This window comes from Desulforamulus putei DSM 12395, from assembly GCF_900129195.1.
Lineage (GTDB): Bacteria > Bacillota > Desulfotomaculia > Desulfotomaculales > Desulfotomaculaceae > Desulfotomaculum > Desulfotomaculum putei.
Window position 1 is genome coordinate 15,330 of the sequence record NZ_FQUY01000024.1, and the last position, 26,941, is coordinate 42,270.

Below are 26,941 nucleotides of genomic sequence, written 5' to 3' on the forward strand. Positions count from 1 at the left end.
TTTTATAAACAGTATTGATAACCTTTAAGAATGGATATGACTTCATCGTCACTGATTTGACTGAAGTCCCGGTAAAACTGCCCCACTGCATAAAAGGGCTCCTCGGATACCAGGCAGACCAAATGGTCCACTTCTTTTTCCAACCGCTCCACCGTGTCCGGGGGAGCCACAGGGATGGCCAGTGTGACGGCCTGACACCCGGCATTTTTGATGGACCGCAGGGCCGCCATAATGGTAAACCCTGTGGCAATACCGTCGTCTACCAGTATCACATGCTTGCCCGAGAAATCCGGCGATTTGCTGCTCCCCCGGTAGGCCGTCATTCTCCGTTTAATTTCACTGATAATCTTTTGGACGGCCGGCGCCAGGTCTTTTTCCGATAATCCCAGGCGGTTGAGCAAATTTTGATTATAGATCACCGTACCGTCTTCGGTGACGGCGCCCACAGCCACCTCAGGGTTTTGGGGTGCCCCCACTTTCTTGGGAATGATAATGTCAAGGGGGATATCCAGCGCCTGGGCTACCTGGGCCCCCACCACCACGCCGCCCCGGGGAACGGCAATGACGATTCCTTCTTGAATGTTTATTTTTTTCAGGGACTCGGCCAGCCTTTGTCCTGCGTCAATGCGATTTTTAAACAAAAGAAACCCTCCCGTATCAATAAGGTGGGCCGGTGAGGGGTTTCTTATTCATATTTTTCAAGGGTTCTCTGGACGGCCTTCACTTCCTCTTCAGTCAGACTGTAATCCGAAGTACCTTTACGGATGGGTTTGGCATAAATCCTGGTTTCATCCCTTCCATAAAGGCCGGTTAAAACCACCCCGTCACCTCTGCGGTCCAACAACGCCATGGAAAAACTGAGGTCACTGCCCATGTTATCGAAGGCGTTAAACCGGATCAAACCAGGGTTATGGACACATTGGGCCAGCTGTTCCTTTAAAATGTCCTGCTCCCGTCTCATTTCCTGTCCCAAAACCTCCAATTTCTGCACATCACTGGCATAGCGCTGTAATATTTCTTCTAAATCAGCGCCGGAGGGGCCCCGCGTCAACAGGCGGTACCGCCTGTTGACGTCCCTGAAACGGCGGTACAGGATCACTTGACTGATGAAAAGCAAAACAATAACAACGGCAAGGGCCAAAATAATCATCGCTGAATTTATTTCAATGATTTGCCATAAATGATTCACGTCTTTACCACCCTTTTAATTTTTACGTTATACTACTGGTAGAACATCATTAGTATGGCTTGTCCGCCATATCATGATGATAATTACTAAATGGCATCCGAGGAACATTATACCAGAGATTGCTAAACTGTAGTAGATAAAATAGTTAACAGGGGTGTATTTTTTGAAAATTCTGTTTATTGATTGCTTTAGCGGCCTGTCTTTGGACATGCTTTTAGGGGCGCTGCTGCAGCTGGGCGTTGCAGAAAACCTTTTGCGGTCACAGTTGGCCAAGATCAATACCGGCAGTTACCGGATAAATATTTATGATGAAAAGGACTTTTCGGTGGCGGCAAAACGCATTGAAATCATCACCGGCGACTCGCCCCCTGATTATGATACCCGGCAGATCGTTGACTTGCTGGAAAACAGTGATCTCAGTTCTTTTGTAAAAAAAATCTGCGCGGAAACTTTTCTCCGTTTGGCCATGACCCGGGCCAAGGTGACGGGGCTGCCATTGGAACCGATTGTTATAGAAAATTCCCTGGGTTCTTTGGTGCTGCTTGTTGGGATTGCCGTCTGTATTGAACAATTGGCCCCCGATAAAATTATGATGCAGTCCCTCCCCCTGGGTTCCGGTCTGGTTAAAGTCAATGACACCTGGCTGCCGGTCCCTGTGCCTGTCACTGCTGAACTGGTGAAGGGGCTGCCGGTTCAGTTGGGCCCGGTGGAGGGCGAACTTGTCCGGCCCCTGGAGGCCTCTTTGGTCAATGTGCTGGTGGATGAATTTGCTCCACCGCCGGTGATGGCGCCCTTTGCTATCGGTTACGGAAAGGGCAGCCTGCAACTGCCCATCCCCCACCTGCTCCGGGTCATGCTGGGCAGTGCGGAAACCCCTTGCGGTTACCTGGAGGAAATTGCCACCCTGGAAACCAACATTGATGATATGAATCCGGAATTTTATCCTTATATTATGGAATTATTTTTAAAAAAGGGAGCCCTGGATGTTTTTCTTACCCCCGTTATCATGAAAAAGGGGCGACCTGGTACCAAATTATCGGTCCTTTGCAAGACCGGTGATGTAAAGTATCTTGCAAATCTTATTCTTAAAGAAACTTCCACCCTGGGGGTCCGTATTGGCTATCAAAACAGAACAACCGCATTGAGGGAAATGATGAAAGTAAATACCCGCTATGGCCCCGTCGGTGTAAAAGTGGCGCGTTTGCATCCCGGGGAACCGGTCCTTCGGATTACCCCCGAATATGAAGATTGTAAAGCGGCGGCACAGGCATATGGCGTGCCCATCAGCCAGGTTTACCAGGAAACGTTGAAGGAAGCGGATGCTTTAAAGGAAAACTTATAGGCGTTTTTGCACATATAAAAGGGAGTCTGAAAATCCTTCAGACTCCCTTTATGCTTGATTAAACCTTACAGATACAAAACCCGATCAACCCCGGTCCGGTATGCACGCCGATAACCGGCCCCACTTGCCCGAAATAGGATTTCTTAACATTGGGCAGAGCTTTTATTTTACTGAACAGTTCCCAAGACTCCTCTGCCGCCCCACCGTGCATTACAGCCACAGTGCTATTTTTCTCACTCAGTCTTTTGCTGGCGATTTCAAACAGGCGCAGGATGGATTTTTTTCTTCCCCGCACCTTATCATAGGTATAATGTTTACCCTCTTCGTTAATGGAAATGATAGGTTTAATTTGCATAATTTCTCCAATGGTACCGGCCACATAACCGATTCTGCCGCCTTTTTTTAAGTAGTCCAGGGTTGCCACCACAAAATAAATATCCATGTTGCCAATAATATCTCTGGCCCTTTCCAGAGCAGACTGAAAACTAAGGGTATCCCGCATTGTAACCCTATATTATACCGGGCAATTCATATAATAAAAAAATGCCGGACTGGGTGTCCGGCCTAGATGCCAATGTTTAACTTTTGCCATAACCAGGAAAGAAAGACTGCCATAAAGATCGCCGGCAGCAAATTGCCAACTTTGATTTTTTTAATTCCCAAAACGTTACTGGCGATTCCTACAATTAACAAACCCCCGGTGGCGGTCATTTCATTGATCATGGCGGGTGTCAGGAAAGACTTAAGTTCGCTGGCTGCCAGTGTGATGGCTCCCTGGTAGATAAACACAGGGATTGATGAAAATGCCACTCCAAAACCCATGGTTGAGGTAAAAATAACTGCGGACGTACCGTCTAACAGGGATTTGGCATAAAGGGTTGAGGCGTTGCCGGTCAGTCCGTCCTCCAGGGCTCCCATGATGGCCATGGCTCCCACACAATAAATCAAACTGGTGGTCACAAAGGCCCTGGCCACTTCACCTTCTCCGCCACCGACCCTGGATTCCAGATAGGCGCCTGCCCGTCCCAACCATCCTTCAATATTTAAAATTTCTCCGATGACCCCTCCCAATACCAGGCTCAGAATAACAATCAATTCATTCTCGGTTTTAAGGGCCATTTTAAAACCAATCAGGGCCACTGCCAGTCCGATACCGCTCATCACGGTGTTGTTGGTGGACTCGCTGATCCCTTTGCGAAATAATAAACCTATTGCAGTCCCGGCAACAATGGCCGCTGCATTGACGATTGTTCCTGTCATTTTCTTCTCCTCCGTGCTGCCATGTTTCACGTGAAACATTTATTGTAATAAACCAGGTTTTTTCCGGTACGATAATATTTAATTACTAACAGAGAGGTCGGCTTATGAACCATGACATTATACTTCAGCCGCCAAGAAAACCTCGGACCGCAGTCCGGGGATGAAAGGCGGCTTGGTTTTTAAGTATTGAGTATTTTCTTTTGAGTATGGTAAATTTTAGATATGGATAAGGTTAAATCAACAAGACATTCACGATACCATATTAACTATCACATAGTATGGATACCCAAGTACCGGCGCAAGGTATTAGTCGGGCATGTGGCATCCAGGGCAGAAGAAATTCTTCGGCAGATAGCAAAGGCAATCCAGGAACACTGAGGTGTTACTATGTTGAAAGCATATAAATACCGACTATATCCAACTAAAGAACAATCCCGAAAAATGCACGAAACCTGCTTCCTGTGCAGTCTGGTGTATAACCAGTTCTTGGAGGAACGCCGGGAAGCCTGGGAAATATTCGGGGTTAGCCTTAGCTGCTATGAGCAAATAAAAGCTTTGCCTATCAAGAAAGAAGATGACCCACGGCTTAAACAAGTCTTTTCCCAGGTACTCCAGGATGTTGCCCGGCAGGTGGATAAGACCTACCAGGCTTTCTTCCGCAGGGTGAAAGCTGGGGAGACCCCGGGCTATCCCAGGTTTAAGGCAGCTCGAAGATATGACAGTTTTACTTACCCGCAGTCTGGGTTTTCTTTGAAAGATAACCGTCTGGTACTCTCAAAGATAGGCCCGGTGAAAATAAAACTGCACCGTCCCATGGATGGTAAGGTTAAGACACTAACCATCCGGCGGCAGAACGGTAAATGGTACGCTTGCTTTTCGGTGGAGATAGATGCAGTACCACTACCGCCTACCGGTGAATCCTGCGGAATAGACGTTGGGTTAGAAAAGTTCGTCACCACCTCAGACGGAGAAATGTTTGATAATCCCCGGCAATTACGCCAGGCAGAAAAGAAACTAAAGCAGCACCAACGCCGGGTATCCCGCAGGAAAAAAGGTTCTAACCGCCGGAAGAAGGCTGTCCGGGAACTGGCCCGGTGCCACGAAAAGGTGGCTAACCAGCGCCGGGATCTGCACCATAAGGTTGCCCGTTCCCTGGTAAACCGGTACGATGTGATAGCCATTGAAGATTTGCAGGTTAAGAATATGACCCAGAATCACCACCTGGCTAAGAGTATTGCTGATGCCGGCTGGGGGAACTTCAGACTAATCCTAACGAGCAAGGCTGAGAGTGCCGGCCGTAAGGTAGTTGAAGTTGACCCCAAGCAAACATCACAATTATGCTCCCGGTGCGGTGCGGAAGTTAAGAAAAAACTTTCTCAAAGGTGGCATCATTGCCCGGTTTGCGGTCTGTCTATAGACCGGGATATAAATGCTGCCATTAACATTTTAAAACGAGCAGTATAACTACCGTAAAAATTAGGGCCCGGACGGGGCCTTTGGGGACGGCCGGCGGTAGCAGCCCGGATGAACCGAGAAGCCTCACGTTTCAACGTGGGGAGTCGTCACGGCGAAGGCTATTCCTAATTGAATGGCTTAATGTTTCACGTGAAACATTAAGCCATCAACCTGTCTTCAGGGAGCAGTAATTCCAGCAGCCTGTTTAAATCGTTATCGTCATAATAATCAATCTCTATCTTACCGCCGCGCCGGTTGGTTTTGATCTGAACTTTGGTCCCCAGACAACTTCTTAACCGGTCCTCTAATTCCATGATCTCGGGGTTCCGGGGTTTTTCCTTTCTGGTCTTTTCTTTCTCCTGCTCCCCGTTAAGGATGTTCTTAACCAGTTCTTCAGCCTGGCGCACAGACAACTGCTTCTTAGTGATCAATTCGCACACTTCAAGCTGTTTGTGCCGGGATTCCAGCGCTAGCAGAGCCCTGGCATGTCCTACGGATATTTCCCCGCTGCTGAGCTTTACTTTTATCTCATTGGGCAGGGACAGCAGGCGAATCATATTGGCGATCTGGGGCCTGCTTTTTCCGACCCGCTGGGAAACCTGGTCCTGAGTAAGTTGAAATTCATCCATCAGCCTGCGGTAAGCTGTCGCTTCCTCCAGGGGGTTGAGGTTCTCCCGCTGTAAATTTTCGATCAGGGCAATGGCGGCAGACTGCAGCTCGCCATATTCTCTGACCACAGCCGGGATGTATTCCAGACCCAGTTGCTGACAGGCACGCCACCTGCGTTCACCGGCAATAAGCTCATAACCGCCGCCGGGTTGTGCCCTTACCACCACCGGTTGAACAACCCCATATTCCCTGATAGATTCCACCAGTTCCATTAATTTTTCCTGGTCAATCCTTAATCGGGGCTGTTTTGGGTTTGGCTTAATATCAGACACCTTAATCTCTTTCAAAATCCCTTGACCGGGGGCATCACTTGCCACAGGCATCAGGGCTTGCAGACCCTTTCCCAACCCTCTTTTTTTATTCAATACCCATCACTTCCTTGGCTAGTTCTCGGTATGCTTCCGAACCCCTGGATTTAGGATCATAGATGACGACCGGTATACCGTGACTGGGGGCTTCACTTAAACGAACATTCCTCGGAATAATGTTTTTGTACACCTTGTTCCCGAAAACCTTTTTAACTTCATCCACCACTTGTATAGACAGGTTCAGCCTGGCGTCAAACATGGTTAATAATACCCCTTCAATTTTTAAGTTGGGATTAAGGTGTTTTTGTACCAACTGAATGGTATTCATTAACTGACCAACGCCTTCCAGGGCATAAAATTCACATTGTATGGGTATCAGTACGGAATCGGCAGCTGCCAGAGCATTCAGTGTCAACAACCCCAGTGAAGGGGGACAATCGATAATAATATATTGATACCTTTCCTTCAAAGGTGCCAGCGCCCGTTTCAGAATCTGTTCCCGGGCCATTAAAGAGACCATCTCAACTTCGGCGCCGGCCAGCTGTATGGTAGACGGAAGCAAATCCAGGTTTCGAATCTCGGTGGAAATAAGTACTTTCTCCGCCGGAACATCATTAATTAAAACATCATAGATGCAGCGTTCCAGTTTCGTCTTGTCTATGCCTAAACCACTGCTGGCATTACCCTGGGGGTCAATGTCAACCAGCAGTACCGGTTGTCCCATCAGGGCGAGGCTGGCCCCTACATTAACGGCAGTGGTGGTCTTGGCCACTCCTCCTTTTTGATTGGCAATGCATATTATTTTCCCCAATTGAGCACCCCCCAAGTTTTTCTCATATCCCTATTCAACAGAGCAATGATTTCTTCCTTCTTTAAAAAGTACAGATATAGGTTTCCGTGAAAGGAAAAATGTTTCACGTGAAACATTAGGGCTGCAGACAAACCTCAAATTAAATACCTAAATCCGTGATTTACCCAACAGGCAGTCCCTCGGATTGATGTTAGTGATAAAATTTGTATTTTGCCGATGCTATTGACAATAATCTGGTAATCCTCTACAGGAGTACCCTAAAATTGACAACAGCAATCTAAGCACATCTTTTGTGCTTAGGTTTTATATTTTTTTGTAGATAACTTTATCTTGCTAAACACACAGAATAGGCTTGCTTAAATGTTTCAAACCAAGGACTATGCCTGCCAAACTGTAGTTTCTTCTTCCTAGCGTGCGATATTAACCGGGATGCCAATGTAATTAGGTTCTGTATTACTGTCCCTATCCTGCGGCGCTCTGCTTGCTTATGTAAAGGCACATGCTTCATCTGGGTTGTTGATTGACCAATGATCCTTAATAGGTTATAGGCCACTACCCCAAAATGTAACACTAGGTTGTTGGTGTCAAATTTGCCAGAGGGCAGTCTTTCTAAATCCAGGTCTGTCTTGAGCTCACTGTATCTGGCTATGGAAGCAATTTAATACTCTGCAATGTTTCACGTGAAACATTGGTATTTATAAAAAAGACCTATACCGATTAATCGGCACAGGTCGCTATTACTATGTTAACTATTGTTTTGTCTGCCAGCGAGCTATCAACTCTTCCAAACCTTCGGATAAACTGTGCAGTTCATAGGTAGTGGAAGTTACTTCTTCCATAGCAGCGGTTTGCTGTTGGGTAGCAGCAGCGGCGTTTTGTACAGCGGCAGAAATTTCTTCAGCTGCCCGGGCTACCTCTTTTACCCGGCTATGCAGTTTTTCTATAATTTCAATAATACCAGCAAACACCCTACCCGAATCAGCCACCTGCTGGACGCCGCCGGAAATTTGGCTGACGTTTTCTTCCATACTATGCAGTGCCTGATCTACACTTTTGTTAATAGACTTGGTATGCTCCATAATTTGACGGGCCGCCTGGGCCGAACGTTCCGCCAACACACGGACCTCATCTGCTACCACCGCAAACCCCCGTCCGTGTTCTCCGGCCCGGGCTGCTTCAATGGCAGCGTTAAGGGCCAGTAAATTAGTTTGTTCAGCAATTCCTGTAATCATCTCTACCATCTCACCGATGGTTTGTGTTACGCCGTTTAACTGGCGCAGTGCAGCGGCAGCACTATCCGCCGCCTGGCTTATTTGATCCATTTGCCCTTCCACTTTAGCCAGCTGCTGACGCCCCTGTTCGGCGGCAGCAGCAGCGCTGGCGGCATCAGAAGCCACCGCCCGTGTATTTTCCGCCACCTGTTCAGCATGCGAAGCCACCTGAGTCATGTTGGTAGCAGTGGCGGTGGCTGCCGCAGTAGTCTGCTGGGAGTTATTACTCAAGTCTTCAGCCACATTGGCCACTTTTTCCGCCGCCGCACCCAACTGACCTAGCACCTGACGGAAGCTGGCAGCCAGCTCGTTAAGGGAATAGGCAATTTGGCCTATTTCATCCTGACTTTTTACATCCAACTGTACATCCAGATTGCCGGCAGCCAGCTGCCGGTGGGCATCCGCCACCTGAATAATCGGTCGGGTTAGGCGTCCGGCATACCACAAGGCCAGCAAAGCAGCCAATAAACCTGCCAGCACAGTATTTAGTATGAGACCACTGTGCATCTTAACAGATGACTGTTGCAAAGTGGCCGCATCAACTGCCACCGCCACCATACCACGAATCTGACCGTCAAGGTCAGACAAGGGAGCAAAAGCAACAAAATGATCCAGTCCGTGAACTTTTAAACGTTTATGAATAATGTGATCGCCCTTATCCTTATTTTTTACCAGTTGACTGATTAACTGGGTGTCAGTTAACTCAAGTTGATCACCTTGTTTTTTAAATATATCCCCTTCGGGCAGGGCAGTATGTCCCCTGAGTAAATAGCGGCCGCCAATATTATAAAAGAAAAACACATCGCTGTTGGTGGTTTTACCCAAAAATTCAGCTAACTGATTATTTATATACAAACCGGCTTTAACTGTTCCCACCAACTGGTTATCTAACATAACCGGCGCCACAGCATCCAGAGCAGCCTCGCCGGTACTCTGGCTAATGGTCAACCCTTTAACGAACTGACCGCTTAAAGCCTTGCTAATCTGTTCGTGGTCCTTTTTATTATCACCAAATTTATCTGGATTGTGACCCCGCATTAAAACAATGCCCTGGGCATCTGTTACTTCCAAAGTATTGATGGGAAAACTTTTTTGTGCTATTTGAAAAGCAGGTTGCAGTAATTGCTGCAGTGCCGCCCGGTCGCCCTTTTGTAAAGCCTGGGCTAATAACTGGTTTTGACTAAGCATTTCAGCCAGCATGGATATTTCGTTTTGGCTGCGCTTCAGCGCCCGACGGCTTACATTAGAAGCATCAGTCATCCGTTCCTCTGCTGCCTGCTTAGCCATCTGATTGCTTGCATTGTATGCCAAAAAAACTGATACTGCCAGGGGCAGTAGTGTTAATAACAGCACAAATAAGGTTATTTGCCAGCGAATACTTTTCACATAATCACCTCTTATATAATTTAATGTAATTATTGTATATTTTATCCTTTGAATTTGTAGGCGACAAGTATCGTAAGGTTTTTGTTATATATTAATTGCATGCACTATAAATAAAAATAGCCCCTGGAAGGATTACTCACAGGGGCTGTGCGTATGTCCAGCCACAGGAACCGTCCCGGCGGCTATTTTTTCTTGTTTTTCTTATTTTTTACTTTTGATACTTTTGCTTGTTCAGTAAGCCCGAGTTCTGTACTTACCTCTTCCTTAAAATCGCCAACTGCATTATAGGCAGCTGGGAACAACCCTCTGTTTTTCTGTGAGCTTGGCATAATTATCCATCCCTAATCATTTTGGGTCATTAATAATTTGCCATGTCCAGGTAAGAAATATGAGGGTAATTATCAAATGTTTTTGTTTTTTGAGTGGATCATAGACCACCCATGGCAATTCATGACCTTTGTCGACAGTCTGAAATTAACTTTTTAATAGTTTAGGGAGGTTATGGACAAATCCAGCAAATTAATGAAACTCAATGTCAATTCTTTTTCTGGTATCTACTTGCAACTTGGGCATGCGTATTTCAAGCACACCGTTTTTATAGGTTGCTTTAACTCCTTCTGCCGCTACATGAGCAGGCAGGCTGACGGATCTCTGAAACCGACCAAAAAAACGTTCTTGCCGGTGCATGTGTTCTTCTTTTATTTCATTCACCTTGTTAATGGCGCCGCTAATGGTAAGCAGGTTGTTATCAATATAAATATTGACATCTTCCTTTTTTTCCAGCCCCGGTATATCGCATGCGGCTATTACTTCATTTTCAGTTTCATAAATATCAATCCTCGGGTTACCAAATCCCAGACCAATATTGTTTCTTATGGCAGGGATCTCTTGACTAAAGAATCGGTCAAATTCACGACGGATGTTTTCCAGATGACGGAAAGGCTCGTAAGGAATTAATGACATACTATAACCCTCCTTTATTTTATTACACTTTTTTAATGCCCAATAAAATTAAATTGTATTCATAAAACGGGCTGTGGTATAGCAGAAATCTTAGCGCCGCTTTCTGCTTATGGTACCGACAACAGCCCTTGGCGAAGCGCAGGAGCAAAATCCGGGGGCGCAACCAGGACGGTTGCGCCAGCCCGAACTGAACCAGGAAGGTGAATTGAGGGCGACCGGATTTTGCCCGGAGCGAGCCTTAGGGTACCCACGGGCACAAGACTGTCGGTGCGGCAACCGGAGTGAACGGGATAACGGAACTTCCCCTGTTATCCACAGTTTATTTTATATAGAAACATAATTTCCTAAACAATACAAAATCCAGGCAAGCCTGGATTTTGTATCTGTATATTACAAAATAGGTTTTTTGGCGGGTGTACCGGCTTTTCGGGGATAAGTCTTTGGGGTGGACTGTATCTTTTTTATAATTACCAGGCTCCGCCCGTCCTGAATAAGAGGTAATTTCATTTTTTTTACCTCTGCCAATTGACCGCCCAGGGTCATGATGGCTTTACCGGCTTCCTGAACTTCCTCTTCAATTTCCGGACCCTTTTGGGAAATGAAATAACCGTTGATTTTAACACAGGGCATGCAGTATTCGGCCAGGACCGCCAGCCGGGCCACCGCCCGGGAGACAACAAAATCATAGGTTTCCCGGTGCTCTGCTCTCCGGCCAAAATCTTCCGCCCTGTCATGGATAGCGCGAATGCCCGTCAGTCCTAAAGAAGCAAGGGTTTCATTTAAAAAAATAATCCGTTTTTTTAATGAATCCATGAGGGTGACATCCAAATCAGGGCGGTAAATTTTTAAAGGCAAACCGGGAAACCCTGCACCGGTGCCCACATCCAGCACCCTGGCACCTGCGGGAAAGTTTACTGCCGCTAAACAGGTAAGAGAATCAATAAAATGTTTAACAGCCACTTCCAATGGTTCCGTAATGGCGGTAAGATTAAACTTTTGATTTCCTTGCAAAACACAATCATAATATTGTTGAAACAACTGCAGTTGACGATCAGATAAATGAAAACCCATCTCCTGCGAGGCCTTTGTTAAGGATGTGATGAGTTCTTCCATGCTAATTACCTCCGGCGGCCTTGCGTCGCTCCTGTTCCAGCCATACCAGCAGCACCGAGATATCTGCCGGGCTGACGCCGGAAATACGGGAGGCCTGTCCGATGGAGGAGGGTTTGCATTGAGCCAGCTTTTGCCTGGCCTCTACGGAAAGGCCTTTTATGGCATAATAATCAATGTCTTCCCTTAATTTACGCCCTTCCATTTTTTCAAACCGTTCCACCTGAGCCATCTGCTTTTTAATATAACCTTCATATTTAACTTCAATGTCTACTTCTTCAATGACCTCATCCGGCAGGGGCGGAAATTCAGCGGATAATTTCATTAAAGATTTATAACTGATCTCCGGCCGTCTTAACAAATTGATGGCCGGGGTGGATTGGGTAATCTCACTGGAGTTTAATTCCCTTAATAAAGCATTGGTCTCCTCGCTGGCGGGAATTGTTATATTCTTCAATCGCTCGATTTCATCGTTAATGGCTTGCCATTTTTTCATGTAATGATGATACCTGGCCTCACTGACCAGTCCGATATCGTAACCCTTTTGGGTTAAACGGTGGTCCGCATTGTCCTGCCGTAACAACAGGCGATATTCCGCCCGGGCTGTCATTAAACGATAGGGTTCATTGGTGCCCTTGGTCACCAGGTCGTCAATTAAAACCCCGATATAGGCTTCCGCCCGGGAGAGGGTAAAGGGTTCTTTCTCTTTCACCTGTAAAGCGGCGTTAATGCCGGCCATGATTCCCTGGGCGGCCGCTTCTTCATAGCCGGATGTCCCGTTGATCTGCCCGGCTGTATAAAGGCCGGCAATTATTTTTGTTTCCAAAGTAGCCTTTAATTGGGTGGGAACCACATAATCGTACTCAATGGCGTAACCCGGCCGCATCATTTCTACCTGTTCCAGGCCGGGTACCGATCGCAGCATTGCCAGTTGCACATCCGGCGGCAAACTGGTGGACATGCCCTGTACATACATTTCATAAGTGTTTAACCCCTCTGGCTCGATAAAAATCTGATGCTGGGGTTTATCGGCAAACCGGACGACCTTGTCTTCAATGGAAGGGCAGTAACGGGGCCCCACCCCTTCAATAATACCGGAATACAGGGGCGATCGGTGCAAATTGTCCCGGATGATCTGGTGGGTCTTTTCTGAGGTGTAGGTCAGCCAGCAAGGTACCTGCTCCCTGTGCGTCACCGGGGAAATAAAGGAAAAGTTATGTAGTTCTTCATCCCCGGGTTGAATGGTCATTTTAGAAAAATCCACCGTCCGGCGGTCCACTCTGGCCGGTGTGCCGGTTTTAAACCGGCCCAATTGCAAGCCCAAATTTCTTAAATTATCACTGAGGTTGACCGAGGGAAACTGGCCGTTGGGTCCGCCTAGAAAGTGCACGTTGCCGATGATAATCCTGCCCTTAAGATAGGTTCCGGTTGTCACCACAACCGCTTTGGCGGAAAATTCCGCGCCGATATGGGTGACAACGCCGGTGACCCGGCCGTTTTTAACAAGAATTTCTTCCACCAGCAGTTGCTTAACGTCCAGGTTTTCCTGGGACTCCAGCGTTTTTTTCATTAACAATTGGTATTTGTTCTTATCCGCCTGAGCCCGCAGAGCGTGAACCGCAGGGCCTTTTCCGGTGTTCAGCATTCTCATTTGAATGGCCGCTAAATCGGTATTTAATCCCATCTGCCCTCCCAAGGCATCAATTTCCTTAACCAAATGGGATTTGGCAGGACCGCCCACGGCAGGGTTGCAGGGCATCAGGGCAACATTGTCCAGGTTCAGGGTCAATACCAATGTCTTACATCCCATCCTGGCAGCAGCCAAAGCAGCCTCGCAGCCGGCATGCCCGGCTCCCACCACAATAACGTCATAATCTCCCGCATGGTAACGCAATTTTTCCACCTCATTTACCTATACAAAAATCCGCAAAAATCCTGTCAATTAAATCCTCGGTGACATGGTTGCCGGTAATTTCCCCCAGAATTTCCCAGGCTGATTTTAGATCAATGGAAACCAGGTCCGCAGGAACCGCTTCCGCAAGACCCCGGCGGGCCTCCGTCAGATGATGTTTTGCCCTCTCCAGGGCATGCTTGTGACGGGAATTGGAGACCAGAATGTTGTCGGCGGCAGTGACTTTGCCTTCCAACACCAAATTTAAAATAGATTGTTCCAAACGTTCCAGCCCTATTTTCTTTTGAGCTGAAATTTCCAGGATGTCGCTGTAACCGATGAGCTGTTTTAATTGCTCATAATCAATGGCATGATCGGCAATATCGATTTTATTAATGATGACCAGTACTTTTTTATCCTTAATTAAACTAACAACCTTCAGGTCATCTTCCGTAAAACCGGTAGAGGCATCCAAAACCAGTAAAACCAAGTCTGCCTGATGCAATAACTGCCGTGATCTTTCCACACCCAGTTTCTCCACCAGGTCCCGGGTTTCCCGCATCCCTGCTGTATCAATGATTTTTAAAGGAACACCTTTGATATTGATAACCTCTTCAATGACATCCCGGGTGGTTCCGGGTATGTCCGTAACAATGGCCCTTTGTTCCCTGAGCAGGGCATTTAGTAAAGAGGACTTACCAACATTAGGTTTTCCCACGATGACCGTTCTAAGTCCTTCCCGATAAATCTTGCCGGTATCCGCATGGTCCAAAAGCTGTTCAATGACCTTTAACAACCCACTGCACCGGTCTGCCATTTCCTCCAGGTTTTCTGCCGGAATATCGTCTTCCGGGAAGTCGATGATGGCTTCAATTCTGGCCAGCAGCCCCAGCAGTTCCTGTTGTAATTCATTCACCTGTTCCGAGAGCTTGCCCCCCAGTTGAGCCATGGCAATCTTTGCCCCGGCATCGGTCTTGGCCCGGATGATATCGATGATGGACTCCGCCTGGGCTAAATCCAAGCGGCCATTGAGAAAGGCTCGCTTGCTGAATTCCCCCGGCTCCGCCAGGCGGGCGCCCTGGCGCAGCACAACTTCCAGGACCCTGCGCAGGGGCACAATTCCCCCGTGACAGCTGATTTCCACCACATCTTCAGCGGTAAAACTGCGCGGTCCCCGCATCACCGAAAGCAGCACTTCATCAATGATTTCCCGGGAATCCGGATCAACCACATGGCCATAAACCAGTTTATAATTATCTTTGATATACCAGTCCCGGTTCACCTTGGGCTGAAAAACCCGCCGTCCTACCGCAATGGCTTCCGGGCCGCTGATACGGATCACGCCGATACTTCCTTCCCCGAGAGGAGTGGCAATGGCAACAATGGTGTCGTCTAACACGTTTTCAACCTCCGCATGGCATTGGTTAAATAACCAGAATGATTTGGAAAAACCCAGCAACCGGACGTTGCTGGGTTTTCCATCATGTTATTTCTTTGGGGAAATAATGATTTTTCTAAAGGGCTCCTCACCTTCACTGAAGGTGTAAATATCATCCCGACCCTGCAGGGCCGTGTGGATAATACGTCTTTCCTGAGAATTCATGGGCTCCAGCACAACGCTGCGGCCCCGCTGCTTTGCTTTATCTGCCAACCGCATGGCCAGTTTTTGCAAAGTTTCTACCCTGCGCTGGCGATAACCTTCCACATCAAGGATGACTTTCCGTTTTTGTTCCTGGTTTTTATTAATGGCTAAATTAACCAGATATTGCAGGGCGTCCAGGGTTTCTCCCCTGCGTCCTATCAGAACGCCCAAATCCGGGCCTTGTAAACTAACCTGCAGAACTTGATCTTTTTCTTGAATCTCCATGTCCACAGGAATTTCCATGGCCTGAAAAATACTCTTTAATAAATTGTCAGTTCTCCTGACAGGATTGTCCTTCAAGGTTAATTTTACTCTGGCAGGACGGGAGCCGATCAAACCAAACAAACCCTTGGAGGGCTCTTCCAGGACTTCAATCATAACCTCATCCCGCAACACTCCGAATTCTTGCAGGCCAAGTTCAATGGCTTCATCGATGGTCTTACCGACCTTTTCTACTACCTTCAACTCCGGTTACCCCCTCTTTAAGGTGCAGGGTCTCTTTGTTAATAAACCACTGTTGAATTGTTCCTACGATATTGAATACAACCCAATATAATGCCAAACCGGCCGGTACGGTGCTGGCAATCCAACCGATTAACAAAGGCATCATATATAACATCGTTCTCTGGGTTTGGTCCTGGGTATTGGTGGTTAGTTTCGACTGCATATAAGTGGTGGCTGCGGCCAGCAGAGGCAAGATAAAATAGGGATCTTTATGACTTAAAGATGGAACCCAGAAAAAGTGCGCATGATCCGGGTTTTTAAAAGGAAAAGCGTACAGGGCCCGGTAAAGAGCAATCAGGATCGGCATCTGGATCAATAGGGGCAGACACCCGGCCATGGGGTTTACATTGTGCTCTTTGTACAGCTCCATAATCTTTTGCTGCATCATCTGAGGGTCTTTGTTCTTATACTTATCCTGAATGGCCTTAATTTCCGGCGCCAGTTTCTGCATCATGACCATAGAATGCATCTGCTTTTTGGAAAGGGGATATAATACCACTTTGATGAACACGGTCAACAATATAATGGCAAGGGCATAGCTTGGCACACCTATATTGACAGTGAACCCATACAGCCAGTTCATTAACGCAGTCATTCCGTTTACAATGGCATCAAACCATCCAAACAATAGTCGTTACCTCCTTAAAGCCCAACAACATTTAAACTGGGTCATATCCGCCCGGGTGGAAGGGATGGCATTTGGCCAGTCTCTTCACTGTCATCCACAGTCCCTTTACCACACCGTATTTTTTTACAGCTTGTATCGAATATTCAGAACATGTAGGGTAAAACCGGCAAGTAGGCGGCTTTAAAGGAGAAATAAACCTTTGATAAAACATGAGGCCAAGCAAAACAACCTGCCGCATTCATTCCCTCTCCTGTTGATTCAGTTTACCCAGAACATGCCACACGTGTTTTTCCATTTGATGATAATCCTGATCAAAGGAAGCCTGACGAACAATAAACACAAAATCGTGTGCTGCCGGAAAACGCTCCAAATTAAGCCTACAGATTTCCTTTAATATACGCCGCAGACGGTTACGGCAGACAGCTTTACCAACCTTTTTACTGATGGAAAAACCAAACCTGCGACCCAAACCCTTATTAGGAAATTGATACAGCACCAGATAACGGTTTGCCGCTGACACTCCATGACGGTAAACACTTTGAAACTCAGAATTCTTCTTTAAAGAAATAAATTTTTCCATAGGGTCTTCCTAATAAAGGTTTTTTATGGATATCTTAACCAAAGGGGTAAAAGGTTATACAAATTAGGAAAAGGCCACCCAAAGCGGCCTTATGCGGTCAAACGTTTTCTACCTTTTAAGCGTCTTCTCTTTAGTACGTTTCGGCCCGATTTAGTAGACATTCTCTTCATAAAACCATGAACTTTCTTGTGCCGGCGGTTCTTTGGCTGGAATGTGCGCTTCAAACTATGTACACCTCCTTTAATGAGATAAGTATATAAAAAAAGATGGAAATACCAGACAGTCACTGAAAATTATATTAAAATTACCGCCTTTAGTCAAGATATATGGTTTTTTGAAATTTTTTAGTTTCCTAGATATCCATACCATATGTGAATATCATTTATTTGTTGATAACTCCTGGAAGTTTTGGTATTATTGATTTACACTTGTGGATAATTTTGATTATCCAGTTTTTACACAGGCTGTGGATAAAATTGTGAACAACTTTGTTGATTGTTAAAAATTTTACCCTACATCATCACATTTGCTCTCCACGCTCCCTTATTCAACTTAAGGGATTTTTTTAGGAATTAACGAAGTTCAGGGGGTTTTTTAAAGAACATGCAAAATGATATTCTGGCCAGGTGGGAGCAGGTTTTAATCCGTTTAGAAAAACAGGTGAATAAACATTCCTTTGAAACTTGGCTCGCCAAATGCAAACCGGTGGCTTTCTACGATAATACCATTATTATAGAAGTTCCCGACCATTTTTCCAAAGGTTGGCTGGCCGACCGTTATGCACCCCTTATAAAACAAGCCTACGAATCCATTATGCACCGGGAAATTTCCCTCCAATTTATTTTGGCAGGGCAGGAAGTGGACCAGCCCAAACCAAGGGAAAGATCCCAGGAAGAAACCTACATTAATATCCTCAATCCCAGGTACACCTTTGATACCTTCGTCATCGGCAACAGCAACCGTTTTGCCCATGCTGCTTCCCTGGCCGTGGCGGAATCCCCCGCCAAGGCTTATAACCCTTTATTTATTTACGGCGGCGTTGGTTTGGGAAAGACTCACCTGATGCATGCCATCGGGCATTATATACTGGAAAATAACCCCAATTTAAAGGTGGCCTACGTTACCTCAGAAAAGTTTACCAATGAACTGATTAACTCCATTCGAGATGATCAGACGGTGGAATTTCGCAATAAATACCGCAGTATGGATATTCTCCTGATTGACGACATTCAATTCCTGGAGAAAAAGGAACGGACCCAGGAGGAGTTTTTCCATACTTTCAATACCTTATATGAAGCCAACAAGCAGATTATCATCTCCAGCGACCGTCCGCCCAAGGAAATTGCCACCCTGGAGGACAGGCTGCGCTCCCGTTTCGAGTGGGGGCTGATCACCGACATCCAGCCGCCGGATTACGAAACAAGGGTGGCTATTTTAAGGAAAAAAGCTCAACTGGAAGGTATTACCAATATCCCGGACGACACCATTGCTTATATCGCGGATAAAATCCAATCCAACATCCGGGAGCTGGAAGGGGCCCTCATCCGGGTCAGCGCTTTTTCTTCCTTAGAAAAAAGAGAAGCCACTCCCCAGCTGGCGGCAGAGGTTTTAAAGGATGTCATTTCACCCAGCAAACCAAAGGTTATTACCGTTTCTTTAATTATGCAATGCGTGGCGGATTTTTACGGCCTGCGCATAGAAGACCTGAAGGCTAAAAAAAGAACTAGGTCGGTGGCTTTTCCCAGGCAGGTGGCCATGTATCTCACCCGGGAATTAACGGACCTGTCCCTGCCCAAGATCGGCGATGAGTTCGGCGGCCGGGACCATACCACCGTTCTGCACGCCTGCGAAAAAATTGTGGCCGATCTGCCCGGCGATCCGGTGCTGCAAGAAACCATCAAGGAATTAAAAAAACGCATCAGTGAATAATGTGAATAGCTGGTGGACAAGTTTGTTAACAATGTGGATGAACAAAACAACCCGGCTTTTAGAGGTTTTACCCTGTGAACAATATCAGGGACTTTTCTCCACAGGTTTCCTACAGCCTTAACACCAAGCTGGACAAGGATTAAAGACCGTTACACACAAACCAACAGGTATTATTACTACTACTAACCTATCATAATTTATTTAATTAAAAATAAAAAATAACGGGGGAGGACTATGAAAATAATCTGTACCCGTCAGAACCTGGTCCAAGGGGTCTCCACTGCCCAGAGGGCTGTTTCTGCGAAAAATCCTTTGCCTATACTCTCCGGCATATTACTAACCGCCCGGGATCACCGCCTGGAACTGCAGGCCACCGATCTGGAGATGGGAATCCAGTGTATAATCCCCTGCACTGTGCAGGAAGAGGGTTCCATTGTACTGCCGGCCAAATATCTGGGCGAGATTGTCAGAAGACTACCGGATGCGCCCATACAAATTGAAACCAGCCAGGGCACCAATGTCGTCATTCGGTACGGCCAATCGGAAATTACCATCAACGGCTTTCACGCCGAGGAGTTTCCTACATTTCCCAACCCACAGGGAAAAAATTCTTTGTCCATACCGGAAGAGGAATTAAAGGAGTACCTGCGTCAAATTCTTTTTGCCACTTCCCCGGATGAAAACCGGCCTGTCTTTACCGGTGTACTGATGGAACTTTACGACGGCAATTTGCGGTTTGTGGCCACCGACACACACCGTTTGGCTCTGCGGGATGTAAAAATAAATACAGAGGTTTCTGATATAAGTGTGATTATCCCTGGAAAAACTTTAAATGAACTGTCCAGGGTTATTGGCGCTGCCGATAAAGAAGTAACCATTTCCCTGGGTGATAACCAGGTGATCTTCGGCATGGAAGATACCCTGCTGGTTTCCAGGCTCATTGAAGGACAGTTTCCCAACTACCGGCAGGTCATTCCACAGGGATATAAAACCAGGATCCGGGTTAAGACCAGGGATCTCCTGGAAGCCGTGGAAAGGGCTTCCCTGCTGGCCAGAGTGGGTACACAAATCATTCGTTTGAACATCGAGGAAGAAAAAATTGTCATCACTGCCAACACTGAAGTGGGCAGGATCCATGAGGAAGTCCCCGTATACCTTCAGGGAGAACCCATGCAAATCGCCTTTAACGCCATGTATCTGATAGATGCGTTACGGGCCGGCGGCAGCGAAAATATTTACCTGGATATGTCCGGCCCTTTAAGCCCGGGTATTTTACGCCCTGTGGAAGGAGACGACTACCTCTCGCTGGTATTGCCGGTTCGCACCATCTAAGGAGAGATACCCTTGACCCAAAAAATTAAAGTAAATAGTGAGATACGGCTGGACCAATTTTTAAAATGGGCCAATGTTACCGGTTCCGGGGGACAAAGTAAGATGCTGATCCAATCGGGACTGGTGAAGGTGAACGGGATCACGGAAACCAGGCGTGGCAAAAAACTGAAGGCCAATGACAGGGTGGAAGTGGATGGCGCCGGTAGTTTCCTGGTTGTGATGTGAAGGTGAAATTTTGCGGGTATCCAGTGTAACGCTAAGAAATTTCCGCAACTACAAAGAAGAGTCTTTTCAACCCCATCCGGCCGTCAATATTATTACCGGCCCCAATGCCCAGGGAAAAACAAACCTGCTGGAAGCTATTTTTTACAGCCTGCGGGGCCGCTCCTTTCGGGCCGAAAGAGATAAGGACATTATACGCTGGCAAAGTGAACAAACGATCCTGCAGACCGAGGCGGAATTAAACTCCCGGACATTTCTCCTTCACTGGAAAATCCAGGAAGGTAACAAAAAATTACTGGTCAACGGGGCAGAGACACCCCGTTCCGAGCTGGATTACCTTGGTGTGGTTTTGTTTTGTCCGGAGGATTTGTATTTAATCAAGGGCTCACCCCAAGAGAGAAGGCGTTTTCTGGATTATGACGTGGGACCGTTAAACCCCGCCTATAGCCGCACCTGGCGGCAGTATGCCAGGGTTTTGACCCAGAGAAACACCCTGTTGAAGGAAATCAGAGACAGGCGCGCAACCAGGGAAATATTGGAAATCTGGGACGAACAGCTGTACCGGCACGGCGCCAAGGTGATTTTTCTTCGCCTGCAGGTATTAAAAAAATTAATTCCCATCGCCCGGCGAATACATTATGAACTGACCCGGGGAGATGAGGAACTGCAGGCAAAATACCTTTCATCTTTGGTGTTGGAGCCGGGCTTGAATGAAGAGCAGATTTATCAGATCTTTGCTGCGGCTTCCCAAAAGGTTCGTAACATGGAAATCCAAAGATGCCAGACTCTGCTGGGTCCCCATCGAGATGACCTGTCTCTCTTGATCAACGGCATTGAAGCTAAAACCTTTGGTTCCCAGGGACAGCAGCGAACGGTGACCCTGTCTTTAAAATTATCACAACTGGAACTGTGGTTTAAAGAATATGGCGATTACCCGCTTTTACTGTTGGACGATGTATTGTTTGAGCTGGACCGCAACCGGCAGTCCATGCTTTTGGATAGAGTTCTTAACAGGGTGCAAACCTTTATTACTGCCAGTTTTACGGGCGGTATAGAAGAAACCATCCGGGGCGCCGGGGCCCTTTGGCAGGTGAATGCCGGCTGCCTCACGAAAAAGGAGGAGTTTTAGTGTTTTTGCACTTGGGCGGGGACGTGGTGGTCCTTAAAAAAGATATCATTGCCATTCTGGATGCCCGGACCAAAAATTCAGCCATTACAAGGGAATTTATTGAGATCGCCAGGGATGAGGGGTTTATCCAGCCCATCTCTAACCAGGAAAAGGAGAAGTCCTTTGTGATCACCAGCAAGGAGATTTACGTTTCTCCTATATCCTGCACCACATTGAAAAAGAGATCGGATAACATGATGGAAAATTCAGAGGATGAGTCCTGAGGTAAAACCGTGCTGCACGGTTTTTTCTTTTCATAAAAAAATTTTTATAAGGCATGGTAAATATTCGACAAAATACATCAAGAAAACCAGACTTCCTGTAAATGTTAATGACCTTTCTTGAACAGGGAATACTTATTATGGTATAATATGGAGTCAATGTAATTAGATGGAGGTCATTCTATGGACCAACAGCAGCAGACCAATAAATACAGCGCCGATCAAATTCAAGTTCTCGAAGGGCTGGAGGCGGTCAGGCGCCGGCCTGGCATGTACATTGGCAGTACCAGTGCCAGAGGCCTGCACCATCTGGTCTATGAGGTTGTCGATAACAGTATTGACGAAGCCCTGGCCGGGTATTGCGATAAGATCCAGGTCACCATTCATAAAGATAACTCCATCACCGTTGAGGACAACGGCCGGGGGATTCCGGTGGATATACATCCCAAAGTCGGAAAGCCTGCGGTGGAAGTGGTATTAACCATGCTGCACGCCGGCGGTAAATTCGGGGGCGGCGGCTACAAGGTATCCGGCGGGTTGCACGGGGTCGGCGTGTCGGTTGTCAACGCCCTGTCCAAGAAACTTTCCGTGGAAATTAAACGCAACGGCCATATATACAGGCAGGAATTTTCCCGCGGCATTCCAACGTCAGACCTTAAAATCATCGGCAAAAGCAAAACCACCGGTACCAAAGTAACCTTTAAACCGGACGATGAAATATTTGAAGAACTGGTTTTCAGTCAGGAAACCCTGACTCAGAGAATCAGAGAGCTGGCTTATTTAAACAAGGGCGTCAAAATCACCCTTAAGGACGAAAGAAAAGAACCGCCTACGGAACAAGTCTTTCAATTTGACGGCGGCATCAAGGATTTTGTCAAACACCTGAACAAAACAAAGCAGGTACTGCATCCCAAGCCCATCTATATCAGCGGGGAAAAGGAACAGATCATCGTTGAGGTGGCCCTGCAGTACAATGACGGCTATACGGAAACCATGCTTTCCTATGCCAACAATATTCATACCGTGGACGGCGGTACCCATGAAGTGGGCTTAAAAACAGCCCTCACCAGGGTTGTCAATGATTACGGGCGCAACCACAACATCTTGAAAAATAACGATGCCAACCTAACCGGAGAAGATATCCGGGAAGGCGCCACCATTGTCATCAGCGTCAAGGTGCCGGAACCCCAGTTTGAAGGACAAACCAAAACCAAGCTGGGCAACAGTGAAGTCAGGGGCATTGTCGAATCCATCTTTGCGGAGAAATTTTCCACCTATCTGGAAGAAAACCCGTCGGTAGCCAGGAAAATCATCGAAAAAGCCGTTACCGCCGCCAGGGCCCGGGAAGCTGCCCGCAAAGCCCGGGAACTGACCCGGCGCAAAAGCGCCTTGGAGACCATGTCTTTGCCGGGTAAGCTGGCAGATTGCTCTGAAAAGGACCCCAGCGTTTCCGAACTTTATCTGGTGGAGGGCGATTCTGCGGGCGGTTCCGCCAAGCAGGGCAGGGACAGGCGTTTCCAGGCTATTCTGCCTCTGCGGGGTAAAATTATTAACGTCGAAAAGGCCAGGATGGATAAAATTCTGACCAATGAAGAAATCAGGGCCATGATCACCGCCTTGGGTACCGGCATTGGCGAAGACTTTGATTTAAGCAAGGCCCGTTACCACAAAATTATCATCATGACCGATGCCGACGTGGACGGCGCCCATATTCGCACACTGCTCATGACCTTTTTCTACCGCCATATGCGGGCCCTCATCGAAGCCGGCTATGTGTATGTGGCGCAGCCTCCCTTATTTAGAGTGCGCAAAGGGAATCATGACAGCTACGTCTACAGTGAAAAGGAGCTGGAAGAACTGTTAAAGAGAATTGGCCACGACAAGGTCAATATACAGCGCTATAAAGGTTTGGGTGAAATGAACCCGGACCAACTATGGGAAACCACCATGGACCCGGATACCCGAACCATGCTGCAGGTGACCCTGAAGGATGCCATTGAAGCCGATGCCACCTTCTCCATGCTGATGGGCGACCGGGTGGAGCCGAGAAGAGATTTTATTCAGGAAAACGCCAGATATGTGAGGAATTTGGATATTTAAATAGTTTAAAACTTTTCGGAGGTATTGAAAATGGCTCCCCAAACTGGTAAGGTCATCCCTTTGGACATTAACAGCGAAATGAAAAATTCCTACTTGGATTACGCCATGAGTGTAATCATAGGTAGGGCTTTACCGGATGTGCGGGATGGCCTCAAGCCTGTTCACAGACGAATTCTTTACTCCCTCCATGAATTGGGGTTGACGCCGGACAAGCCCTATCGGAAAAGCGCCGGTATCGTAGGTAAAGTCATGCAGGATTTTCACCCCCATGGCGATATGGCCATTTATGATGCCATGGTCAGGTTGGCCCAGGACTTTGCCAGCCGGTACCCCTTAATTCAGGGGCACGGTAACTTTGGTTCCATTGACGGGGATCCGCCGGCGGCCATGCGTTATACCGAGGCCCGCATGGCCAAGATTACCCTGGAAATGCTGGCGGATATTGATAAAGAAACGGTGGACTTCGTTCCCAACTACGATAACCGTACCGAAGAACCTACCATCCTGCCGTCCAAAATCCCCAACCTTTTGATTAACGGGTCTTCAGGTATTGCTGTAGGCATGGCCACCAACATTCCTCCCCATAACCTGGGAGAGGTCATTGACGGCATTTTAATGATGATTGAAGACCCCAATGTCACCCCGGACCAATTGATGAAGGTTATTAAAGGACCGGACTTCCCCACCGGGGCCAAAATCATGGGCAGGGAAGGCATCCGCCAGGCTTACCGCACCGGCAGGGGCAGCGTCAAAATCCGGGCCCAGGCCACCATTGAACAAAAGGCCAACGGCAGGCCGGTGATTGTTGTCCATGAAATCCCCTACCAGGTCAATAAAGCCAAACTGATTGAAAAGATTGCCGAACTGGTCAGGGATAAAAAAATTGAGGGGATTTCTGACCTGCGTGACGAGTCCGACCGCCGGGGCATGAGAATTGTTATTGAGTTGAAGAAAGACACCAACCCCAATGTGATCTTAAACCTTTTATACAAGCATACTCAGATGCAGGAAACCTTTGGCATCATTATGCTTGCACTGGTTAACAACGAACCTAAAATACTAAATCTGTCCCAGATGATCTTTCATTATCTGGAACACCAAAAGGATGTTATCACCCGCAGAACCAGGTATGAACTAAAGAAAGCAGAGGCCCGGGCTCATATTGTGGAAGGCCTGCGTATCGCGCTGGCCAACCTGGATGAGGTTATTAAAACCATTCGGGAATCCAAAAACACCGAAGAAGCCAAGAAGGGTTTGGTTGAAAAGTTTAATTTAACCCAGGTACAGGCGGAAGCCATTGTGGAAATGCGCCTGCGCAGCCTTACCGCCCTGGAAGTAGAAAAGTTAGAGACGGAATATAAAGAGCTGTTGCAAAAAATTGATTACTTGCGTTCGGTACTGGCTGATGAGAAAAAAGTACTGGGAATTATTCGGGATGAGCTGATACAGGTCAAGGAAAAATTTGCCGATCCCCGCCGAACTGTCATCACCAACGAAACTGCCGGTGATTTTGACATCGAAGATCTCATTGAAGAGGAAGATATGGTGGTCACCCTGACCAACCATGGTTACATCAAGCGGATCTCCTTAGATACCTACCGCAGCCAAAGAAGAGGCGGCAAAGGCATAACGGCCATGGGCACCAAGGAAGAAGATTTTGTGAGGCATCTGTTTGTGGCCTCCACCCACCACTTCCTGTTATTCTTTACAAATAAAGGAAAGGTCTATCGCTTAAAGGTGCATGAAGTACCGGAAGCGTCCAGGACCGCTAAGGGTACACCCATTGTTAATTTATTAAACTTTGACAATGACGAATATGTAACGACTGTCATACCCATTAAGGAATTTGAAGAAGAAACTTTCTTGTTTATGGCCACCAAAAACGGCATTGTTAAAAAGACACCTCTTACGGAATACGATTCATCCCGTCGCGACGGTCTCATCGCCATCAATCTGGATCAAAACGACAAACTGGTGGCGGTTGAGCTTACCCACGGCAAAGAAGAAATTATACTGGGAACCCAGGAAGGGATTGCCATTCGTTTTTCAGAAGAGGACGTAAGACCCATGGGCCGGGCAGCCAGGGGTGTCAAAGGTATCACCCTGGCAAAAAATGATTATGTCGTTAATATGGATGTGGCAAGAGACGGCGCCGATTTGCTCACAGTAACCGCCAATGGCTACGGCAAGCGAACTCCTCTCACAGAATACCGTTCCCAGACCAGAGGCGGCAAAGGAATTATTAACATAAAAACAACCAAGAGAAACGGGCCTGTGGTAGGGGTTCAGGTGGTAAAAGAAGAAGATGAAATTATGATGATCAGTGCAGAGGGAATCATTATCAGGTTGTCTGCCAGGGACGTCTCATCTATGAGCCGTAATACCCAGGGTGTTACTCTCATGAGGACCGCAGAAAATGACCGCATTGTGGCCATTGCCAGGGTTGTTAATGAAGAAAACGAAGAGGAGTAAACAAAACAAAACTACCTCCCAGCAAAGGGAGGTAGTTTTGTTTTAAAATCACATTGACACACTACATTTTGTTATGATATATTAATCTACGCCGATAAGGCATTTGTTTATATTTTTTTGGGAAGTTGCATATCTTTTGTTAAAAAAGTTGTCTAATCATAATACAAGATATTAAAAAAAGAATTGACCTAGGAATAAAACAATGCTATGATAAAAGATGTCGCCGTGAGGTGGCGGTTAAAAATTACCGCTTGCAATAAGCCAATGAAAGTGGTAAGATAAAATTCCTGCCGCGAGATCGGCACTGACAATTGGTCTTTGAAAACTAAACAGTGGATGATGGATGTACAACAGGTCAAGTCAAAAGTCATCGATACAAGATGAAACTGTGACAGACCACATCCTCGTCAAGCGTGAACAAAGACGCTAGCGAGTAATTCACGGATAACAAAGAGCCAAAACTCTTTAAAAATATTGAAGATATTTTT

At 47.0% G+C, this 26,941-nt stretch carries 26 protein-coding genes and 2 pseudogenes; 10 read left to right on the plus strand and 18 right to left on the minus strand.

Going from position 1 to position 26,941, the window contains the following annotated elements:
* Positions 1-2: 2 nt before the first annotated feature.
* Positions 3-641, minus strand: coding sequence for a phosphoribosyltransferase (locus BUB67_RS13045; protein ID WP_073239856.1), 639 nt, complete (start codon positions 639-641; stop codon positions 3-5).
* A 44-nt stretch (positions 642-685) separates the two neighbouring features.
* On the minus strand, positions 686-1,189 hold the full coding sequence (locus BUB67_RS13050) for a DUF4446 family protein (RefSeq protein WP_073239857.1): 504 nt from the start codon (positions 1,187-1,189) through the stop codon (positions 686-688).
* A gap of 154 nt (positions 1,190-1,343) precedes the next feature.
* On the opposite strand from BUB67_RS13050, the gene larC2 reads away from it, so the two are divergent.
* Positions 1,344-2,531, plus strand: a complete 1,188-nt coding sequence (gene larC2 / locus BUB67_RS13055; RefSeq protein WP_084127742.1) for a nickel pincer cofactor biosynthesis protein LarC2 — start codon at positions 1,344-1,346, stop codon at positions 2,529-2,531.
* Positions 2,532-2,589: 58 nt separating this feature from the next.
* On the opposite strand, the gene BUB67_RS13060 is transcribed toward larC2, so the two are convergent.
* Positions 2,590-3,033 (minus strand): DegV family protein, encoded by a 444-nt coding sequence (locus tag BUB67_RS13060; protein ID WP_238457057.1) that lies wholly within the window; start codon positions 3,031-3,033, stop codon positions 2,590-2,592.
* Between the two features lie 62 nt (positions 3,034-3,095).
* A complete protein-coding gene (locus tag BUB67_RS13065; RefSeq protein WP_073239859.1) occupies positions 3,096-3,791 on the minus strand; it encodes a DUF554 domain-containing protein in 696 nt (231 codons plus the stop codon).
* A gap of 222 nt (positions 3,792-4,013) precedes the next feature.
* Between BUB67_RS13065 and BUB67_RS13070 the strand changes: the two are divergent.
* A pseudogene (locus BUB67_RS13070) lies at positions 4,014-4,148 on the plus strand (transposase); the annotation flags it as partial.
* A 33-nt stretch (positions 4,149-4,181) separates the two neighbouring features.
* A complete protein-coding gene (locus BUB67_RS13075) occupies positions 4,182-5,255 on the plus strand; it encodes an RNA-guided endonuclease InsQ/TnpB family protein (RefSeq protein WP_238457058.1) in 1,074 nt (357 codons plus the stop codon).
* A 149-nt stretch (positions 5,256-5,404) separates the two neighbouring features.
* Here the strand turns inward: BUB67_RS13075 and BUB67_RS13080 are convergent, their stop codons facing one another.
* From BUB67_RS13080 to rpmH, 14 genes and pseudogenes are all read right to left on the minus strand, one after another.
* On the minus strand, positions 5,405-6,280 hold the full coding sequence (locus BUB67_RS13080; RefSeq protein WP_073239861.1) for a ParB/RepB/Spo0J family partition protein: 876 nt from the start codon (positions 6,278-6,280) through the stop codon (positions 5,405-5,407).
* Positions 6,273-7,034 (minus strand): ParA family protein, encoded by a 762-nt coding sequence (locus BUB67_RS13085; protein ID WP_073239862.1) that lies wholly within the window; start codon positions 7,032-7,034, stop codon positions 6,273-6,275. Before BUB67_RS13085 ends, BUB67_RS13080 begins: the two co-directional genes overlap by 8 nt.
* Before the next feature lie 325 nt (positions 7,035-7,359).
* Positions 7,360-7,674, minus strand: a pseudogene (locus tag BUB67_RS13090) (transposase); the annotation flags it as partial.
* Between the two features lie 109 nt (positions 7,675-7,783).
* Positions 7,784-9,691, minus strand: a complete 1,908-nt coding sequence (locus BUB67_RS13095; RefSeq protein ID WP_073239863.1) for a methyl-accepting chemotaxis protein — start codon at positions 9,689-9,691, stop codon at positions 7,784-7,786.
* A gap of 182 nt (positions 9,692-9,873) precedes the next feature.
* The gene (locus BUB67_RS16470; protein ID WP_159431841.1) at positions 9,874-10,020 is read right to left on the minus strand and encodes a hypothetical protein; all 147 of its coding nucleotides are present in this window, start codon (positions 10,018-10,020) and stop codon (positions 9,874-9,876) included.
* Positions 10,021-10,210: 190 nt separating this feature from the next.
* A complete protein-coding gene (locus BUB67_RS13100) occupies positions 10,211-10,654 on the minus strand; it encodes an Hsp20/alpha crystallin family protein (protein WP_073239864.1) in 444 nt (147 codons plus the stop codon).
* A gap of 390 nt (positions 10,655-11,044) precedes the next feature.
* Positions 11,045-11,767 carry a 16S rRNA (guanine(527)-N(7))-methyltransferase RsmG gene (gene rsmG / locus BUB67_RS13105; RefSeq protein WP_073239865.1) on the minus strand — a complete coding sequence of 241 codons (723 nt, stop codon included), beginning with the start codon at positions 11,765-11,767 and terminating at the stop codon, positions 11,045-11,047.
* A 1-nt stretch (position 11,768) separates the two neighbouring features.
* Positions 11,769-13,658: a tRNA uridine-5-carboxymethylaminomethyl(34) synthesis enzyme MnmG gene (mnmG, locus tag BUB67_RS13110; RefSeq protein ID WP_073239866.1), complete on the minus strand. Its 1,890-nt coding sequence runs from the start codon at positions 13,656-13,658 to the stop codon at positions 11,769-11,771.
* Positions 13,659-13,668: 10 nt separating this feature from the next.
* Entirely contained in the window at positions 13,669-15,054 is a 1,386-nt protein-coding gene (gene mnmE / locus BUB67_RS13115; RefSeq protein ID WP_073239867.1) for a tRNA uridine-5-carboxymethylaminomethyl(34) synthesis GTPase MnmE, read from the minus strand.
* 87 nt (positions 15,055-15,141) lie between these two features.
* Positions 15,142-15,762, minus strand: coding sequence for an RNA-binding cell elongation regulator Jag/EloR (jag, locus tag BUB67_RS13120; protein ID WP_073239868.1), 621 nt, complete (start codon positions 15,760-15,762; stop codon positions 15,142-15,144).
* Positions 15,737-16,429 (minus strand): YidC/Oxa1 family membrane protein insertase, encoded by a 693-nt coding sequence (locus tag BUB67_RS13125; RefSeq protein WP_073239869.1) that lies wholly within the window; start codon positions 16,427-16,429, stop codon positions 15,737-15,739. Before BUB67_RS13125 ends, jag begins: the two co-directional genes overlap by 26 nt.
* 31 nt (positions 16,430-16,460) lie before the next feature.
* Positions 16,461-16,667: a membrane protein insertion efficiency factor YidD gene (yidD, locus tag BUB67_RS13130; RefSeq protein WP_073239870.1), complete on the minus strand. Its 207-nt coding sequence runs from the start codon at positions 16,665-16,667 to the stop codon at positions 16,461-16,463.
* Entirely contained in the window at positions 16,668-17,009 is a 342-nt protein-coding gene (gene rnpA / locus BUB67_RS13135; RefSeq protein ID WP_073239871.1) for a ribonuclease P protein component, read from the minus strand.
* An 89-nt stretch (positions 17,010-17,098) separates the two neighbouring features.
* Positions 17,099-17,233 (minus strand): 50S ribosomal protein L34, encoded by a 135-nt coding sequence (gene rpmH, locus BUB67_RS13140; RefSeq protein ID WP_073239872.1) that lies wholly within the window; start codon positions 17,231-17,233, stop codon positions 17,099-17,101.
* 379 nt (positions 17,234-17,612) lie between these two features.
* Between rpmH and dnaA the strand changes: the two genes are divergently transcribed.
* From dnaA to gyrA, 7 genes are all read left to right on the plus strand, one after another.
* A complete protein-coding gene (dnaA, locus tag BUB67_RS13145; protein WP_073239873.1) occupies positions 17,613-18,938 on the plus strand; it encodes a chromosomal replication initiator protein DnaA in 1,326 nt (441 codons plus the stop codon).
* Positions 18,939-19,172: 234 nt separating this feature from the next.
* Positions 19,173-20,270, plus strand: coding sequence for a DNA polymerase III subunit beta (dnaN, locus tag BUB67_RS13150; RefSeq protein WP_073239874.1), 1,098 nt, complete (start codon positions 19,173-19,175; stop codon positions 20,268-20,270).
* A gap of 12 nt (positions 20,271-20,282) precedes the next feature.
* Positions 20,283-20,495, plus strand: a complete 213-nt coding sequence (locus BUB67_RS13155; RefSeq protein WP_073239875.1) for an RNA-binding S4 domain-containing protein — start codon at positions 20,283-20,285, stop codon at positions 20,493-20,495.
* A gap of 10 nt (positions 20,496-20,505) precedes the next feature.
* Positions 20,506-21,621, plus strand: coding sequence for a DNA replication/repair protein RecF (recF, locus tag BUB67_RS13160; RefSeq protein ID WP_073239876.1), 1,116 nt, complete (start codon positions 20,506-20,508; stop codon positions 21,619-21,621).
* Positions 21,621-21,884 (plus strand): extracellular matrix regulator RemB, encoded by a 264-nt coding sequence (remB, locus tag BUB67_RS13165; RefSeq protein WP_073239877.1) that lies wholly within the window; start codon positions 21,621-21,623, stop codon positions 21,882-21,884. The genes recF and remB overlap by 1 nt, the downstream gene beginning before the upstream one ends.
* A 180-nt stretch (positions 21,885-22,064) precedes the next feature.
* Entirely contained in the window at positions 22,065-23,981 is a 1,917-nt protein-coding gene (gene gyrB, locus BUB67_RS13170) for a DNA topoisomerase (ATP-hydrolyzing) subunit B (RefSeq protein ID WP_073239878.1), read from the plus strand.
* Positions 23,982-24,011: 30 nt separating this feature from the next.
* Positions 24,012-26,453, plus strand: coding sequence for a DNA gyrase subunit A (gene gyrA, locus BUB67_RS13175; RefSeq protein ID WP_073239879.1), 2,442 nt, complete (start codon positions 24,012-24,014; stop codon positions 26,451-26,453).
* Positions 26,454-26,941: the final 488 nt, after the last annotated feature.